13 protein-coding genes, 1 tRNA gene and 1 pseudogene are annotated in these 16,982 nt (G+C 54.0%); 9 read left to right on the top strand and 6 right to left on the bottom strand.

The genetic code is table 11. The features are described from left to right. Nucleotides 1-103: 103 nt before the first annotated feature. A pseudogene (locus ACLJXE_RS23215) lies at nucleotides 104-1,180 on the bottom strand (tyrosine-type recombinase/integrase); the annotation flags it as partial. A gap of 198 nt (nucleotides 1,181-1,378) precedes the next feature. Continuing rightward, nucleotides 1,379-1,463 (bottom strand) — tRNA-Leu (locus tag ACLJXE_RS23220). Between the two features lie 230 nt (nucleotides 1,464-1,693). Here ACLJXE_RS23220 and ACLJXE_RS23225 point away from each other — a divergent pair. Then, nucleotides 1,694-2,713 carry an NAD(P)-dependent alcohol dehydrogenase gene (locus ACLJXE_RS23225; protein WP_410752166.1) on the top strand — a complete coding sequence of 340 codons (1,020 nt, stop codon included), beginning with the start codon at nucleotides 1,694-1,696 and terminating at the stop codon, nucleotides 2,711-2,713. 30 nt (nucleotides 2,714-2,743) lie between these two features. Here ACLJXE_RS23225 and idnK read toward each other — a convergent pair whose 3' ends face one another. Beyond that, nucleotides 2,744-3,265, bottom strand: a complete 522-nt coding sequence (gene idnK, locus ACLJXE_RS23230) for a gluconokinase (RefSeq protein ID WP_286630606.1) — start codon at nucleotides 3,263-3,265, stop codon at nucleotides 2,744-2,746. A gap of 217 nt (nucleotides 3,266-3,482) precedes the next feature. Here idnK and idnD point away from each other — a divergent pair, with 217 nt between their 5' ends. From idnD to ACLJXE_RS23255, 5 genes are all read left to right on the top strand, one after another. After that, nucleotides 3,483-4,526: an L-idonate 5-dehydrogenase gene (gene idnD / locus ACLJXE_RS23235; RefSeq protein ID WP_410752167.1), complete on the top strand. Its 1,044-nt coding sequence runs from the start codon at nucleotides 3,483-3,485 to the stop codon at nucleotides 4,524-4,526. A gap of 11 nt (nucleotides 4,527-4,537) precedes the next feature. Continuing rightward, nucleotides 4,538-5,302 carry a gluconate 5-dehydrogenase gene (gene idnO / locus ACLJXE_RS23240; protein WP_410752187.1) on the top strand — a complete coding sequence of 255 codons (765 nt, stop codon included), beginning with the start codon at nucleotides 4,538-4,540 and terminating at the stop codon, nucleotides 5,300-5,302. 190 nt (nucleotides 5,303-5,492) lie between these two features. Further along, a complete protein-coding gene (gene idnT, locus ACLJXE_RS23245; protein ID WP_016155581.1) occupies nucleotides 5,493-6,812 on the top strand; it encodes a gnt-II system L-idonate transporter in 1,320 nt (439 codons plus the stop codon). A 51-nt stretch (nucleotides 6,813-6,863) separates the two neighbouring features. Continuing rightward, complete coding sequence (locus ACLJXE_RS23250) at nucleotides 6,864-7,862, top strand: LacI family DNA-binding transcriptional regulator (protein WP_286630604.1); 999 nt, start codon at nucleotides 6,864-6,866, stop codon at nucleotides 7,860-7,862. Between the two features lie 79 nt (nucleotides 7,863-7,941). Beyond that, a complete protein-coding gene (locus ACLJXE_RS23255) occupies nucleotides 7,942-9,444 on the top strand; it encodes a helicase HerA-like C-terminal domain-containing protein (RefSeq protein ID WP_410752168.1) in 1,503 nt (500 codons plus the stop codon). Nucleotides 9,445-9,481: 37 nt separating this feature from the next. Here ACLJXE_RS23255 and lptG read toward each other — a convergent pair whose 3' ends face one another. The 3 genes from lptG to ACLJXE_RS23270 all read right to left on the bottom strand — a co-directional run bounded on the left by lptG (nucleotide 9,482) and on the right by ACLJXE_RS23270 (nucleotide 11,777). Then, nucleotides 9,482-10,564 (bottom strand): LPS export ABC transporter permease LptG, encoded by a 1,083-nt coding sequence (lptG, locus tag ACLJXE_RS23260; RefSeq protein WP_271449186.1) that lies wholly within the window; start codon nucleotides 10,562-10,564, stop codon nucleotides 9,482-9,484. Continuing rightward, nucleotides 10,564-11,664: an LPS export ABC transporter permease LptF gene (gene lptF / locus ACLJXE_RS23265; RefSeq protein WP_271440330.1), complete on the bottom strand. Its 1,101-nt coding sequence runs from the start codon at nucleotides 11,662-11,664 to the stop codon at nucleotides 10,564-10,566. Before lptF ends, lptG begins: the two co-directional genes overlap by 1 nt. A gap of 62 nt (nucleotides 11,665-11,726) precedes the next feature. Next, a complete protein-coding gene (locus ACLJXE_RS23270; protein WP_212723231.1) occupies nucleotides 11,727-11,777 on the bottom strand; it encodes a hypothetical protein in 51 nt (16 codons plus the stop codon). Between the two features lie 153 nt (nucleotides 11,778-11,930). Between ACLJXE_RS23270 and pepA the strand changes: the two genes are divergently transcribed. The 3 genes from pepA (at nucleotide 11,931) to ACLJXE_RS23285 (ending at nucleotide 16,856) form a co-directional block, all read left to right on the top strand. Continuing rightward, entirely contained in the window at nucleotides 11,931-13,442 is a 1,512-nt protein-coding gene (pepA, locus tag ACLJXE_RS23275) for a leucyl aminopeptidase (RefSeq protein WP_003025870.1), read from the top strand. Nucleotides 13,443-13,557: 115 nt separating this feature from the next. Next, nucleotides 13,558-14,001 carry a DNA polymerase III subunit chi gene (gene holC, locus ACLJXE_RS23280; protein ID WP_271440343.1) on the top strand — a complete coding sequence of 148 codons (444 nt, stop codon included), beginning with the start codon at nucleotides 13,558-13,560 and terminating at the stop codon, nucleotides 13,999-14,001. Continuing rightward, nucleotides 14,001-16,856 carry a valine--tRNA ligase gene (locus tag ACLJXE_RS23285; protein WP_410752169.1) on the top strand — a complete coding sequence of 952 codons (2,856 nt, stop codon included), beginning with the start codon at nucleotides 14,001-14,003 and terminating at the stop codon, nucleotides 16,854-16,856. The genes holC and ACLJXE_RS23285 overlap by 1 nt, the downstream gene beginning before the upstream one ends. Nucleotides 16,857-16,982: the final 126 nt, after the last annotated feature.

Genomic DNA, 16,982 nt, shown 5'->3' on the forward strand with positions numbered 1-16,982 from the left:
TAAATGACATGACTCCGGCTGAATTCATCCGAAGTCTCCGGAAAGGCGAAGATCTCTGATTTAGCACTGCACTGATTTTGGGCCAGGGTCAGGGGTACTTACACCTCGACCACAATCCCGATTCAATCAAAGAACTACACGCCATTGTTCTGAAACCATGTCCACAAACCTCTACCTTGGTGTCATAACCCATAACGCGCAGGGCCTTGTTCACCGTGTTCTCACTCATCGGTTTGCGATGGTCGTGATCGCCAATGAAAACAAAATCGCGATCGCCACTAAGTTTGTGTACCTGTTTAAGGATTGCTAACGCCTGACGAGATAACGGCACCAAATGAGGCGTACGCATTTTTGAACCACGCTGGGAGTGCTTCACCCCTTCAATAGCTTCTCGCTCTGCTGGGATCGTCCACATCGATGTTTCAAAATCGATCTCAGACCAACGAGCAAAACGCAGTTCACTTGAACGAATAAATACAAGGAGGGTTAGCTCAACGGCAAGGCGGGTCAAAGGTCTACCCGTATAGCTGTCAATGCGCTGAAGCAGTTCGGGGGTACGTTTCAACTCCAATGCAGGTCTATGCTGCCTGTTACTTGAAGCAACAGCACCAACCATTTCCTGTGCGGGATTGTAATCAAGTAAACCACTCTGAACGGCATATCTCATAATTGCAGTAGTGCGCTGCTGTAGACGGGATGCCACCTCAAGTCGCCCCGACAACTCTACCGCTTTGATTGGGACTAGCAGGTCTCTAGTTTTAAGATCAGCAATATTTCGCTTACCTATGGCAGGGAAGAGATTATCCTCCAGACTTTTCAGTACTCGTCGGCTATGTTCTTCCGACCACTTTTTATTTGTGGCATGCCACTCAATAGCAAGTTGTTCGAAAGTACGTGCTTCTTCCTGCTCAACCTTATCATTTTTCTTTTTATCTCCCGGATCAATGCTGTTTGCCAAAAGCTTACGAGCCTCATCACGACGAGCCCTTGCATCAGCGAGTGACACATCAGGATAAACACCCAGAGCCAGCATCTTTTGCTTGCCGTCAAAACGGTACTGCAAACGCCAGTATTTCGAACCATTAGGATGGACAAGCAAGTGCATACCACTGCCATCAGTCAGCTTATATTGCTTATCCGTTGGCTTGGCTGTTCTGACTTTGATATCTGTTAGAGCCATGCTTATCCCCTCCCTGTTGGTACAAGCATTATCGAACCGGAAATACCATCATCTGTACCAACATCTGTACCAACATCTGTTGGTAGATGTACGTTGAAGTCGGTTGACTTTGAAAGAGTTAATATAGCGGGAATAATGGGTAAATACTGGATTTCAGGCACAAAAAAAGACGTCCGTTGACGTCTATTGATGTTCCGATGGTGCCGAAGGCCGGACTCGAACCGGCACGTATTTCTACGGTTGATTTTGAATCAACTGCGTCTACCGATTTCGCCACTCCGGCACGGAAGGGATGCGGAAAACGTTGTGGATTATACCTGTCGTGCGCCACCATGCAAGCGCCAGCATGTGTCTGGCGCGCTAAGTGTTGAAAATTTCAGCATTACGTTACGTGCCTGCAATCACCATCACGGTTTAGCTCACGCTACAACCGTCTTAATCCCCCCTCCTGCGAAGCGTCCCGTTTCTCCATGCTCTACACTTCCAGTTCAACACCACACTGAGGGAAACACGATGTCGATGATAAAAAGCTACGCCGCAAAAGCGGCGGGCAGCGAACTTGAACTCTATGAATACGATGCGGGCGAGCTTAAGCCGGAAGATGTCGAGGTACAGGTCGATTACTGCGGTATCTGCCATTCCGATTTGTCGATGATCGACAACGAATGGGGATTCTCTCAGTATCCGCTGGTTGCCGGGCATGAGGTGATTGGCCGTGTGGCGGCGCTCGGCAGTGCGGCACAGAATAAAGGTCTGAAGGTCGGTCAGCGCGTTGGGATTGGCTGGACGGCGCGCAGCTGTGGACACTGCGATGCCTGTATCAGCGGCAATCAGATTAACTGTCTGGAAGGATCCGTTCCCACTATTCTCAATCGCGGCGGCTTTGCCGAGAAGCTGCGGGCCGACTGGCAGTGGGTGATCCCGCTGCCGGAAAGCAACGATCTGGCGGCGGCCGGCCCATTACTGTGCGGCGGTATCACGGTGTTCAAACCGCTGCTGATGCACCATATCACCGCCACCAGCCGCGTCGGGGTGATCGGCATCGGTGGCCTGGGGCATATCGCCATTAAGTTATTACACGCGATGGGTTGTGAAGTGACCGCGTTCAGCTCCAATCCATCGAAAGAACAGGAAGTGCTGGCGATGGGGGCGGATAAGGTGGTCAACAGCCGCGATCCGGATGCACTAAAAGCGCTGGCGGGCCAGTTCGATCTCATTATCAATACGGTTAACGTCGATCTCGACTGGCAGCCCTATTTTGAAGCGCTGGCCTACGGCGGTAACTTCCATACCGTCGGCGCGGTGCTGAAGCCGCTGCCGGTACCGGCATTTACCTTAATTGCCGGCGATCGCAGCATCTCCGGTTCGGCAACCGGTACGCCGTTCGAACTGCGCAAGCTGATGAAGTTTGCCGGGCGCAGCAAGGTGTCGCCCACCACCGAGCTGTACCCAATGTCGCAAATTAATGACGCTATCCAGCACGTGCGTGACGGCAAAGCCCGCTACCGCGTGGTGCTGAAAGCCGACTTCTGATACCGGGCTCAGTCCCGCAAGGGGCTGGGCCTATTGCCCGTTACGAAACGCGAGAACCGCCTGGCGGCACTGTTCCGTCACATGCTCGATGTCATGGTTCACATCGATGCGGGCAATATCGCGTTCATCTTCCTGCGGGCACTCCAGCGCATCGAACTGGCTTTTGAGTAATCCCACCGGCATAAAATGTCCTGCCCGACGCTGCATGCGTGCCAGAATGGTCTCGTAGTCGCCATCCAGCCACAGGAAATGCACATTCGGACTGCCCTGACGCAATATATCGCGGTACTGTTTTTTTAATGACGAGCAGACAATAAACCCGGTCTCATTCTTTTTATATAAACTGTATGAGGCGTCATTTAATCTTTCCAACCAGGGAAGCCGGTCTTCATCGGTTAATGGAATGCCTTCAGACATTTTATCAATATTTTTAGCGGGATGGAGATCGTCACCATCAATGAATTTAGCCGACAATACAGCGGCAATTTTACTGCCAATTAAAGATTTACCGCTACCTGAAACGCCCATCAAAATATAACTTTCCCCGGCCATCGAAAAAACTCCAGATTCAAATTTCATGGCGCGATACTACGCCTTCCAGATTGGGAATTTCACGCTTTTTCAGCGCCGCTGATGAGAATTACAAGGCGCATCACGTTATGCGTAACATTGTAGTGTAACAATTTTCCAGCGTGATCTACATCACAAATAATAACACTCAAAACCGTTTAAATGCTGCCGAGGTTACTACCTGACCAGTGAGGCATTTATGCAAGTCAAAACCCAATCCTGCGTTGTCGCGGGTAAGAAAACTGTTGCCATTACCGACCAAAATATTGAATGGAATAATAAAGGAACACTGGTACAAATTACCCGCGGGGGAATTTGCGGTTCCGATTTACATTATTATCAGGAAGGAAAAGTTGGTAATTTTACCGTTAAAGCACCGATGATTTTAGGCCATGAAGTTATTGGTAAAGTGGTGCATAGCGATTCAAAAGAATTACATGAAGGTCAGTCGGTGGCGATTAATCCGTCGAAACCCTGCGGCCACTGTAAATACTGTTTGCAGCACGAAGAAAACCAGTGCACAGAAATGCGCTTTTTTGGCAGCGCCATGTATTTTCCCCACGTTGACGGCGGCTTTACTCAGTTTAAAACCGTTGATACCGCGCAGTGTATCCCCTACCCGCAGCAGGCCGATGAAAAAGTCATGGCCTTTGCCGAACCGCTGGCGGTAGCGATCCACGCCGCGCATGAAGCGGGCGATCTGCAGGGCAAACGCGTATTTATCTCCGGCGTGGGGCCTATTGGCTGCCTGATCGTCAGCGCGGTGAAAACGCTCGGCGCGGCAGAGATTGTCTGTGCTGATATCAGCCCGCGCTCGCTGTCGCTTGCCCAGCAGATGGGTGCCGACACGCTGATTAACCCGCAGCAGGACTCGCTCGATGAGTGGAAAAAAGAGAAAGGCTATTTCGACGTCAGCTTTGAAGTCTCTGGTCATCCGTCCTCAATCACCACCTGTCTGGAAGTGACCCGTGCAAAAGGCGTGATGGTGCAGGTTGGCATGGGCGGCGCGGTGCCGGACTTCCCGATGATGATGCTGATCGGCAAAGAAATCACCCTCAAAGGCTCATTCCGCTTTACCACCGAGTTCAACACCGCAGTGTCGTGGCTGGCGAATAACGTTATCGATCCGCTGCCGCTACTCAGCGCCGAATATCCGTTTACCGAGCTTGAACAGGCGCTGATCTTCGCCGGGGATAAAACCCAGGCGGCGAAAGTCCAGCTCGTTTTTGCAGAAACAAAATAAGGAATAACATGATGAACGATCTTTTTTCACTGGACGGCAAAAACATTCTGATCACCGGTTCGGCTCAGGGTATTGGTTATTTACTGGCGACCGGGTTGGGCAAATATGGCGCGCAGATTATCGTCAATGATATTACGCCAGAACGTGCGGAGGCTGCCGTCGCCAAACTGCAGCAGGAAGGGATCCGCGCAGTTGCCGCGCCTTTCAATGTTACGCAGAAACAGGATATCGATGCCGCCATCGACCATATCGAAAAAGACATTGGCCAAATTGATGTGCTGGTAAATAACGCCGGTATTCAGCGCCGCCATCCGTTTACCGAGTTCCCGGAACAGGACTGGAACGATGTAATTGCGGTTAACCAGACGGCGGTGTTCCTGGTCTCGCAGGCGGTAACCCGTCGCATGGTGGAACGCCAGGCCGGGAAGGTTATCAATATCTGCTCGATGCAGAGCGAACTGGGGCGCGACACCATTACGCCGTACGCCGCTTCAAAAGGCGCGGTGAAAATGCTCACCCGTGGAATGTGCGTAGAACTGGCACGCCACAATATTCAGGTGAACGGTATCGCGCCAGGCTACTTCAAAACTGAGATGACCAAAGCGCTGGTTGAAGATGAAGCCTTCACCTCCTGGTTGTGCAAACGTACACCAGCCGCGCGCTGGGGCGATCCACAGGAGCTGATTGGCGCGGCGGTCTTCCTCTCTTCCAAAGCATCCGATTTTGTTAACGGGCACCTGCTGTTTGTCGATGGCGGCATGCTGGTCGCCGTCTGATACAGCACAACGCAACATCACGCAGCGCCCAGGCGCTGCCTTACTGGCACCCTCCCCTAAATAATTCGAGTTGCAGGAAGGCGGCAAGTGAATGAACCCGATGAGCTTACTTGAGTAAGTGATTCGGGTGAGTGAGCGCAGCCAACACACCTGCAACTTGAAGTATGACGGGGATATAAGAGAAACGATTATGCCATTAATAATAATTGCGGCAGGCGTCGCGCTGCTTCTGGTCCTGATGATTGGCTTTAAAGTTAACGGCTTTATTGCCCTGGTACTGGTTGCGGCGGTCGTCGGTTTTGCCGAAGGGATGGATGCACAGGCCGTTTTACACTCTATACAAAATGGGATCGGCGGGACGCTCGGCGGGCTGGCGATGATCCTCGGGTTCGGCGCGATGCTCGGTAAGCTGATTTCCGATACCGGCGCGGCTCAGCGCATCGCCACCACGCTGATTGGCACGTTCGGTAAGAAACGTGTGCAATGGGCGCTGGTGATCACCGGTCTGGTGGTGGGTCTGGCGATGTTCTTCGAAGTCGGTTTTGTTCTGCTACTGCCGCTGGTGTTTACGGTGGTGGCCTCTTCCGGTCTGCCGCTGTTGTATGTCGGCGTGCCGATGGTCGCAGCGCTGTCCGTGACCCACTGTTTTCTGCCGCCGCATCCGGGGCCGACCGCGATTGCCACTATTTTCGAGGCCAATCTCGGTACCACCCTGCTGTACGGCTTTATTATTACTATCCCGACGGTGATTGTTGCCGGGCCGCTGTTTTCTAAGCTGCTAACCCGCTTTGAGAAAGCGCCGCCGGAAGGGTTATTCAACCCGCACCTGTTCACCGAAGAAGAGATGCCGTCGTTCTGGAACAGTATCTTTGCGGCAGTTATCCCGGTCATACTGATGGCGGTAGCGGCGGTGTGTGAGATTACGCTGCCGAAGACCAACAGCGTGCGGGTGTTCTTTGAGTTTATCGGTAACCCTGCAGTCGCGTTGTTTATCGCTATCGTGCTCGCCATTTTTACCCTTGGTCGACGTAACGGACGTACGATCGAGCAAATTATGGATATCATTGGCGACTCTATCGGCGCAATTGCGATGATTGTGTTTATCATCGCCGGGGGCGGTGCGTTTAAGCAGGTTCTGGTCGACAGTGGCGTGGGGCAATATATCTCGCACCTGATGACCGGCACGTCGCTCTCTCCGCTGCTGATGTGCTGGACGGTCGCCGCGTTGCTGCGCATCGCGCTCGGTTCTGCGACCGTCGCGGCGATCACCACCGCAGGCGTGGTGCTGCCGATTATTAACGTCACCCATGCTGACCCGGCGCTGATGGTGCTGGCAACCGGTGCGGGTAGCGTGATTGCTTCCCACGTTAACGATCCGGGATTCTGGCTGTTTAAAGGCTATTTTAATCTCAGCGTGGGCGAAACGTTGCGTACCTGGACGGTGATGGAAACGCTGATTTCCATTATGGGTCTGTTGGGGGTTCTGGCGCTGAACGCCATCCTGCATTAATACGGTATTACCGGGGAGCATCAGTCCGAGCTCCCCGGCTCAGGAGAGAAAATGAGGAACCACAGAATTTCTTTGCAAGACATCGCCACGCTGGCGGGTGTGACCAAAATGACGGTGAGTCGCTACATCCGTTCACCGAAAAAGGTCGCAAAGGAAACCGGTGAACGTATCGCGCAGATTATGGAGGAGATTAATTACATCCCTAACCGCGCGCCCGCCATGCTGTTGAACGCACAAAGCTATACGCTCGGCGTGCTGATCCCCTCTTTTCAAAACCAGCTGTTCGCCGACATTCTGGCCGGTATTGAGTCGGTGACTTCAGACCATAACTATCAGACGCTGATCGCCAACTACAACTACGACCGGGAATCTGAGGAAGAGTCGGTGATCAACCTGCTGTCGTACAATATCGACGGCATTATTCTTTCCGAGAAATACCACACCCTGCGCACGGTTAAATTTCTGCGCTCCGCCAACATTCCGGTGGTCGAGCTGATGGATATCCAGGGCGATCGCCTGGACATGGAGGTAGGCTTCGATAACCGCCAGGCGGCGTTTGATATGGTCAGCACCATGCTGGATAAACGCCAGCGTCACAAAATCCTCTATCTGGGGTCAAAAGACGATATCCGCGATGAACAACGTTATCGCGGTTATTGCGATGCGATGACCCGCCGTGGTCTTGAACCGCTGCGCGTTAATCCGCGCGCTATCTCCTCCATCCATCTCGGCACCCAGATGATGCGTGATGCGCTGACTGCGCACCCGGATGTAGACGGCGTGTTTTGCACCAACGACGACATCGCGATGGGCGCACTGCTGCTGTGTCGCGAGCGCGAGCTTGCCGTCCCGGAGCAGATCTCGATTGCCGGGTTCCACGGTCTGGAAATGGGTCGGCAGATGATCCCAAGTCTTGCCAGCGTGATTACCCCGCGTTTTGACATCGGTCGCATGGCGGCGCAGATGTTGCTGAGCAAAATCAAGAACAACGACCACAACCACAATACCGTGGATTTGGGGTATCAGATTTATCACGGCAATACGCTTTAAGCCATTTTCTCTCCCCTGCGCATATTCTCTTTTATGGACATTGCCTATACTCCAGGCAGGATAAATGGAGGAAATCTCAATGAGCGCACCCTTGCTAATTGCCCGCACGCCGGACACCGAACTGTTTTTACTGCCAGGCATGGCTAATCGTCACGGGCTGATTACCGGCGCAACCGGTACCGGTAAAACCGTGACGCTACAGAAGCTGGCCGAATCGCTGTCAGAGATTGGCGTACCGGTCTTTATGGCCGATGTGAAAGGTGACTTAACCGGCGTGGCGGAGGAGGGACAAGCGTCTGAAAAGCTGCTCGCCCGTCTGAACAACATCGGTATTACCGACTGGCAACCACATGCTAATCCGGTCACGGTGTGGGATATCTTCGGCGAAAAAGGTCATCCAGTGCGTGCCACGGTATCTGACCTCGGGCCACTGCTGCTGGCCCGTTTGCTGAATCTCAACGACGTGCAGTCCGGTGTGCTGGATATTATCTTCCGCATTGCCGATGACCAGGGACTGTTACTGCTGGATTTCAAAGATCTGCGAGCCATCACCCAGTACATCGGCGATAACGCTAAATCCTTCCAGAATCAGTACGGCAATATCAGCGGCGCTTCGGTCGGAGCCATCCAGCGCGGGCTGCTGTCGCTGGAACAACAGGGCGCGGCGCACTTCTTTGGCGAACCGATGCTGGACATTAAAGACTGGATGCGTACCGATGCCAATGGCAAAGGGATGATTAATATCCTCAGCGCCGAGAAGCTCTACCAGATGCCCAAACTGTATGCCGCCAGCCTGCTGTGGATGCTCTCCGAACTGTATGAACAATTGCCAGAAGCCGGCGATCTGGAAAAACCAAAACTGGTGTTCTTCTTCGATGAGGCTCACCTGCTGTTCAACGACGCCCCGCAGGTGCTGCTGGATAAAATCGAGCAGGTCATCCGTCTGATCCGCTCGAAAGGGGTTGGCGTGTGGTTTGTGTCGCAAAACCCGTCGGATATCCCGGACAACGTGCTCGGCCAGTTGGGCAACCGCGTGCAGCACGCCCTGCGCGCATTCACGCCGAAAGATCAGAAAGCAGTGAAAACCGCGGCGCAAACCATACGTGCCAACCCCGCATTTGATACCGAAAAAGCCATTCAGGAATTGGGTACCGGCGAGGCGCTAATCTCGTTTCTTGATGCCAAAGGCAGCCCGTCTGTGGTGGAGCGGGCGATGGTGATTGCGCCGTGCTCACGGATGGGACCGGTGACGGAGGATGAGCGCAATGGGTTGATTAACCACTCTGCTCTGTACGGCAAATATGAAGAAGAGGTCGACCGTGAATCGGCTTATGAACGCTTACAGAAAGGGGTGCAGGCCAGTACCGAGGAGCAAAATACGCCACCAGCCAATGGCAAAGCAGTCGAGGTTGACGACGGTATTCTCGGTGGGTTGAAGGATATTTTGTTTGGCAGCACCGGACCGCGCGGCGGCAAACGCGATGGCGTGGTACAGAGCGTAGCGAAAAGCGCGGCGCGACAGGTCACCAATCAGATTATTCGCGGCATGCTGGGGAGCTTGATGGGCGGGAGAAAACGCTAGCAGGAAGCCCCCTCCCGCACCGCGGGAGGGGGAGATATTATGACCTACGCAGCATTAGCCACAGACTAATCAGCAGGAAGCTGGCGCTTGGCAGCAGCGCACCGATAATCGGCGGAATACCATACACCAGCGTTAGTGGGCCAAAGATTTGATCCAGCACGTAGAACACAAAGCCAAAGCTAATCCCCGTCACCACTCGCACGCCCATCGGCACGCTACGCAGCGGACCGAAGATAAACGACAGCGCCATCAGCATCATGACCGCGACAGATAACGGCTGGAAGACTTTGCTCCACATATTGAGCTGGTAACGCCCGGCATCCTGGCCGCTCGACTTCAGGTACTTCACGTAATTGTGCAGGCCGCTAATCGAGAGCGCATCCGGGTCCAGTGCCACCACACCGAGTTTGTCCGGCGTGAGATTGGTTTTCCACGTCCCACTTACCGTTTGTGACCCCGTGATCTGTTTCGGATCCTGCAGATTAGACTCATCCACCTGCGACAAACGCCAGACTTTCTGTTCCGGGTCAAATGTTGCGCTGGCAGCATAACGTACCGACTGCAGACGACGCTTATCGTTAAAGGAGTAAATGCTAATCCCGCCTAATTCGGCGTCCCCTTTCACTCGCTCGATGTAAACAAAGCTGTCGCCATCTTTCGCCCACAGCCCTTGCTGGGTAGACAGCAGCGAGCCGCCGTACATTTGCTGTGCACGATAGTTACGCGCCATCTGTTCGCCCTGCGGCGCAACCCATTCACCGATAGCCATCGTCAACAGCACCAGCGGGATCGCGGTTTTCATCACCGACAGCGCCACCTGCATACGGGTAAAACCGGACGCCTGCATCACCACCAGTTCACTACGCTGAGCCAGCATACCCAGCCCCAGCAACGCGCCGAGTAGTGCCGCCATCGGGAAGAAGATTTGGATATCTTTCGGGGCGCTAAGCAGGGTATACAGCCCGGCGCCCATTGCATCGTAGCTCCCCTGTCCGGCTTTTTTCAGCTGGTCGACAAACTTGATGATCCCGGAGAGTGACACCAGCATGAACAACGTCATCATGATGGTGGTAAAAATGGTTTTACCGATATAGCGGTCAAGTACACCAAAGGGCTGCATTATACCGCTCCTTTACGCATAAAACGGGCACGCAAGCGGCGCATCGGCACCGTATCCCAGAGGTTAAGCACAATCGCCAGTGCCAGATAGGCAAGGTTAACCACCCACATCCAGAACACCGGATCCAGCTTACCTTTCCCGCCGTTCGACTTCAGCGACGTCTGCACCAGGAAGAACAGCAAATAGAGCAGCATGGCAGGCAGCATGGACAGTACACGACCCTGACGCGGGTTAACCACGCTCAGCGGGACAACCATCAACGCCATCATGAACACGGTGAATACCAATGTGATACGCCAGTGCAGCTCCGCACGGGCCCGATCGTTGTCGGTATTCCACAGCGTACGCATATCCATCTGGTCGGTATCGTTAGGGTCCAGCGCCACGGCCTGATGGCCGATAATTGCCTGATAGTCCTGGAAATCGGTAATGCGGAAATCGCGCAGCAGCGCGGTCCCTTCAAAGCGCGTCCCTTTGTTCAGCACCACGACCTGAGAACCGTCACGCAACTGAGTCAGATGTCCGGAATCAGCCACCACCACCGAAGGACGGGCGTTACCTTTCGGGCGGATTTGCGCGAGGAACACATCTTTGAAGCTGCTACCGTCAACACTTTCGATAAACAACACCGAACTGCCGTTCGTTGCCTGCTGGAATTGCCCTTGAGCAAGCGCCGCCATACCGGGGTTCGCCTTCGCTTCCGCCAGCACTTCGTCCTGATGTCTGGAGGACCATGGCCCTGCCCACATTACGTTGACTGCCGCCACGATACTGGTAAACAACGCCAGCACCATCGCTGCTTTTACCAGCACAGCCTTGCTCAGCCCGCAGGCGTGCATGACCGTAATTTCACTTTCGGTATACAGTTTGCCCAGCGTCATTAGCAGCCCAAGGAACAGGCTTAAGGGCAAGATAAGTTGCGCCATTTCTGGCACGCCCAGCCCCAGCAGCGAGAGCACCAGATTTGCCGGGATGTCACCGTCAACTGCCGCACCGAGGATCCTGACTAACTTTTGACAAAAGAAAATCAAAAGTAGGATGAATAGGATCGCAAGTTGGCTTTTGAGCGTTTCCCGTACCAGATATCTTATGATTATCACTTTAAATACGCCCGTAAAAACCCGTCTTTTGCCGGAATTTAGCTTGTTTCATGGCTTAAACGTCATTTATTCTCTTGAGTCGTCGAAATCGTCGCTAAGATCATTATACTCAACGGATCCACCTCTCAGAAATTGTTCTGACGTGCCAATGCCGTAATAACGTTAAGATTAACACGAAGTCATCGCAACAGCGGGTATGAGTTACGAAAGCTTGCAATTCTATCTGTAGCTACCGCCGTTGTCTTTAAGATTCAGGAGCGTAGTGCATGGAGTTCAGTGTAAAAAGCGGTAGCCCGGAGAAACAGCGGAGTGCCTGCATCGTCGTGGGCGTCTTTGAACCACGCCGCCTCTCTCCGATTGCAGAGCAGCTCGACAAGATCAGCGACGGGTACATCAGCGCACTGCTGCGTCGTGGCGAACTGGAAGGTAAACCGGGTCAAACCCTGTTACTGCACCATGTTCCTAACGTCCTGTCTGAGCGAATTCTCCTCATTGGTTGTGGCAAAGAGCGTGAGCTTGATGAGCGCCAGTACAAGCAGGTCATTCAGAAAACTATCAATACGCTGAATGATACAGGTTCGATGGAAGCCGTGTGCTTCCTGACCGAACTGCACGTCAAAGGCCGCAACAACTACTGGAAAGTACGTCAGGCTGTCGAAACGGCGCAAGAAACGCTGTACAGCTTTGATCAGTTGAAGACCAACAAAAGCGAACCGCGTCGTCCGCTGCGTAAAATGGTCTTCAACGTCCCTACCCGCCGTGAGCTGACCAGCGGTGAACGGGCTATTCAGCACGGTCTGGCGATTGCCGCCGGGATTAAAGCGGCGAAAGACCTCGGCAACATGCCGCCGAACATCTGTAACGCAGCCTACCTCGCTTCTCAGGCGCGTCAGTTGGCTGACAGCTACAGCAAAAATGTGGTGACGCGCGTGATTGGCGAGCAGCAAATGAAAGAGCTGGGTATGCACTCTTATCTGGCGGTCGGCCATGGTTCGCAGAACGAGTCGCTGATGTCGGTTATCGAATACAAAGGCAACCCGTCTGAAGATGCGCGTCCGATTGTGCTGGTCGGCAAAGGACTGACCTTTGACTCCGGCGGTATTTCCATCAAGCCTGCCGAAGGCATGGATGAGATGAAATACGACATGTGCGGCGCCGCGGCAGTGTACGGTGTGATGCGCATGGTGGCGGAACTGCAACTGCCGATTAACGTCGTCGGCGTACTGGCGGGTTGTGAAAACATGCCAGGCGGTCGCGCGTATCGTCCGGGCGACGTGCTCACCACCATGTCCGGTCAAACCGTTGAAGTGCTCAATACCGATGCTGAAGGCCGTCTGGTGCTCTGTGACGTGTTAACCTACGTCGAGCGCTTTGAACCCGAAGCCGTCATTGACGTCGCCACTCTGACCGGCGCGTGCGTGATTGCACTGGGTCATCACATCACCGGCCTGATGTCGAACCATAACCCGCTGGCGCACGAGCTGATCGGGGCGTCCGAACAAGCGGGGGACCGCGCGTGGCGCCTGCCGTTGGGTGATGAGTATCAGGAACAGTTAGAGTCCAACTTTGCGGACATGGCGAACATCGGTGGACGTCCTGGCGGAGCCATTACCGCAGGCTGCTTCCTGTCACGTTTTACCCGTAAGTACAACTGGGCGCACCTGGACATCGCCGGTACCGCATGGCGTTCAGGGAAAGCCAAAGGCGCAACCGGTCGTCCGGTCGCGTTGCTGTCGCAGTTCCTGCTCAATCGCGCGGGTTTTAACGGCGAAGAGTAAGTTTGAGATTGCCCCGTAGGCCGGATAAGCGCAGCACCATCCGGCAAAACGCCTTATCAGGCCTACGGTGTGCATCATGGCAACGCATTTAAATCCACCACAAGAAACCCCATATATGAAGAATGCAACGTTCTACCTTCTGGACAACGACACACAGCAAGACGGTCTGAGCGCCGTCGAGCAACTGGTGTGTGAAATTGCCGCAGAACGTTGGCGCGCGGGCAAGCGCGTATTGATCGCCTGCGAAGATGAAAAACAGGCCATACGCCTGGATGAAGCATTGTGGGCAAGACCGGCAGAAAGCTTTGTGCCGCATAATCTGGCGGGTGAAGGCCCCAGAGGAGGTGCGCCGGTAGAGATAGCCTGGCCAGAAAAACGCAACAGCAGCCCGCGCGATCTGCTGATCAGTTTGCGCGTTGGCTTTGCAGATTTTGCCACCGCTTTCACAGAAGTGATAGACTTCGTCCCTTACGAAGATTCTTTGAAACAATCGGCACGCGATCGCTACAAAGCCTACCGCGTGGCTGGTTTTAACCTGAATACGGCAACCTGGAAATAATGGACAAGACATACAACCCACAAGATATCGAACAGCCGCTTTACGAGCACTGGGAAAAGCAGGGCTATTTCAAACCTAACGGCGATGAAAGCAAAGAGTCCTTCTGCATCATGATCCCGCCGCCGAACGTCACCGGCAGTTTGCATATGGGTCATGCTTTCCAGCAAACCATCATGGATACCATGATCCGCTACCAGCGCATGCAGGGTAAAAATACTCTGTGGCAGGCGGGTACCGACCACGCGGGTATCGCAACCCAGATGGTGGTTGAGCGTAAGATTGCCGCTGAAGAAGGTAAAACCCGTCACGATTACGGTCGCGAAGCGTTTATCGATAAAATTTGGCAGTGGAAAGCGGAATCCGGCGGCACCATTACCCGTCAGATGCGCCGCCTGGGCAACTCTGTTGACTGGGAGCGCGAGCGCTTCACTATGGACGAAGGTCTTTCCAATGCCGTGAAAGAAGTCTTTGTTCGCCTGTACAAAGAAGACCTGATTTACCGTGGCAAACGCCTGGTAAACTGGGACCCGAAACTGCGCACTGCTATCTCTGACCTGGAAGTGGAAAACCGCGAGTCCAAAGGCTCGATGTGGCACATCCGCTATCCGCTGGCCGATGGCGCGAAAACCGCAGACGGTAAAGATTACCTGGTCGTTGCCACTACGCGTCCGGAAACCGTTCTGGGCGATACCGGCGTGGCCGTCAACCCGGAAGATCCGCGTTATAAAGACCTTATCGGCAAATTCGTCATTCTGCCGCTGGTTAACCGTCGTATTCCTGTTGTGGGCGATGAACACGCCGATATGGAAAAAGGCACCGGTTGCGTGAAGATCACCCCGGCACACGACTTTAACGACTATGAAGTAGGTCGTCGTCACGGCCTGCCGATGATCAACATTTTGACCTTTGACGGTGATATCCGCGAAACCGCGGAAGTGTACGACACCAAAGGTGAAGAATCCGACGTTTACTCCAACGAGATCCCGGCTGAATTCCAGAAACTGGAACGCTTTGCCGCGCGTAAAGCCGTGGTTGCGGCCATTGACGCTCTGGGTCTGCTGGAAGAAATCAAACCCCACGATCTGACTGTGCCGTACGGTGATCGTGGCGGCGTGGTTATCGAACCGATGCTGACTGACCAGTGGTACGTCCGGGCTGACGTACTGGCGAAACCGGCGGTTGAAGCGGTTGAGAACGGCGACATCCAGTTCGTACCTAAGCAGTATGAAAACATGTACTTCTCCTGGATGCGCGATATTCAGGACTGGTGTATCTCCCGTCAGCTGTGGTGGGGTCACCGTATCCCGGCATGGTATGACAACGACGGCAACGTCTACGTTGGCCGTACCGAAGCTGAAGTGCGTCAGGAAAACAACCTCGGTGCCGACGTTGCACTGCGTCAGGACGAAGACGTTCTGGATACCTGGTTCTCCTCCGCGCTGTGGACCTTCTCTACCCTCGGCTGGCCGGAAAACACCGACGCGCTGCGTCAGTTCCACCCAACCAGCGTGATGGTCTCCGGCTTTGACATCATCTTCTTCTGGATTGCCCGCATGATCATGATGACCATGCACTTCATCAAAGATGAAAACGGCAAGCCGCAGGTTCCGTTTAAGACCGTCTACATGACCGGCCTGATTCGTGATGACGAAGGCCAGAAGATGTCCAAATCTAAGGGCAACGTCATCGACCCGCTGGATATGGTTGATGGTATTTCGCTGGCAGAACTGCTGGAAAAACGTACCGGCAATATGATGCAGCCACAGCTGGCAGAGAAAATCGCCAAACGCACCGAGAAGCAATTCCCGGACGGCATTGAGCCGCACGGTACTGACGCCCTGCGCTTCACCCTGGCCGCGCTGGCCTCTACCGGCCGCGACATCAACTGGGATATGAAACGTCTGGAAGGTTACCGTAACTTCTGTAACAAGCTGTGGAACGCCAGCCGCTTCGTGCTGATGAACACCGAAGACCAGGATTGCGGCTTCAATGGCGGCGAAATGACGCTGTCGCTGGCGGACCGCTGGATTCTGGCGGAATTTAACCAGACCATCAAAGCGTACCGTGAAGCGCTGGATAACTTCCGCTTCGATATCGCTGCGGGCATTCTGTACGAATTCACCTGGAACCAGTTCTGTGACTGGTATCTGGAGCTGACCAAGCCGGTGATGAACGGCGGTTCTGAGTCTGAACTGCGCGGCACTCGCAATACGCTGGTTACCGTGCTGGAAGGTCTGCTGCGTCTGGCGCACCCGATCATTCCGTTCATCACCGAAACCATCTGGCAACGCGTGAAAGTGATCTGCGGCAATACCGCTGACACCATCATGCTGCAGCCGTTCCCGGAATATAACGCGGCGCAGGTTGATGAAGCAGCGCTGGCTGACACTGAATGGTTGAAGCAGGCGATCGTTGCCGTACGTAACATCCGTGCGGAAATGAATATCGCGCCGGGCAAACCGCTGGAACTGCTGTTGCGTGGTTGCAGTACTGATGCGATACGTCGTGTGAACGACAACCGCAGCTTCCTGCTGAACCTGGCTCGTCTGGAAAGCATCACCGTGCTGCCAGCCGATGACAAAGGTCCCGTTTCCGTGACTAAAATCATCGATGGTGCCGAACTGCTGATCCCGATGGCGGGTCTCATCAACAAAGACGATGAGCTGGCGCGTCTGGCGAAAGAAGTGGCGAAAATCGAAGGTGAGATTGCCCGTATCGAAAGCAAACTCTCCAACGAAGGTTTCGTTGCTCGCGCACCGGAAGCCGTGATCGCCAAAGAGCGTGAGAAGCTGGACGGTTACGCAGAAGCAAAAGCGAAGCTGATTGAGCAGCAGGCGGTCATCGCCGCGCTGTAAAACTGCAGGTCGGATAAGCATAACGCATCCGACAGCACAGACGATAAAAGCCTCTGACGCACTCGCTCAGAGGCTTTTTATTGAATTATCCTCGCTTGCACTACCCCTCTGTGCAGTGGTATTAAC

The sequence above is a fragment of the Citrobacter sp. U14242 genome (assembly GCF_046555775.1).
Lineage (GTDB): Bacteria > Pseudomonadota > Gammaproteobacteria > Enterobacterales > Enterobacteriaceae > Citrobacter.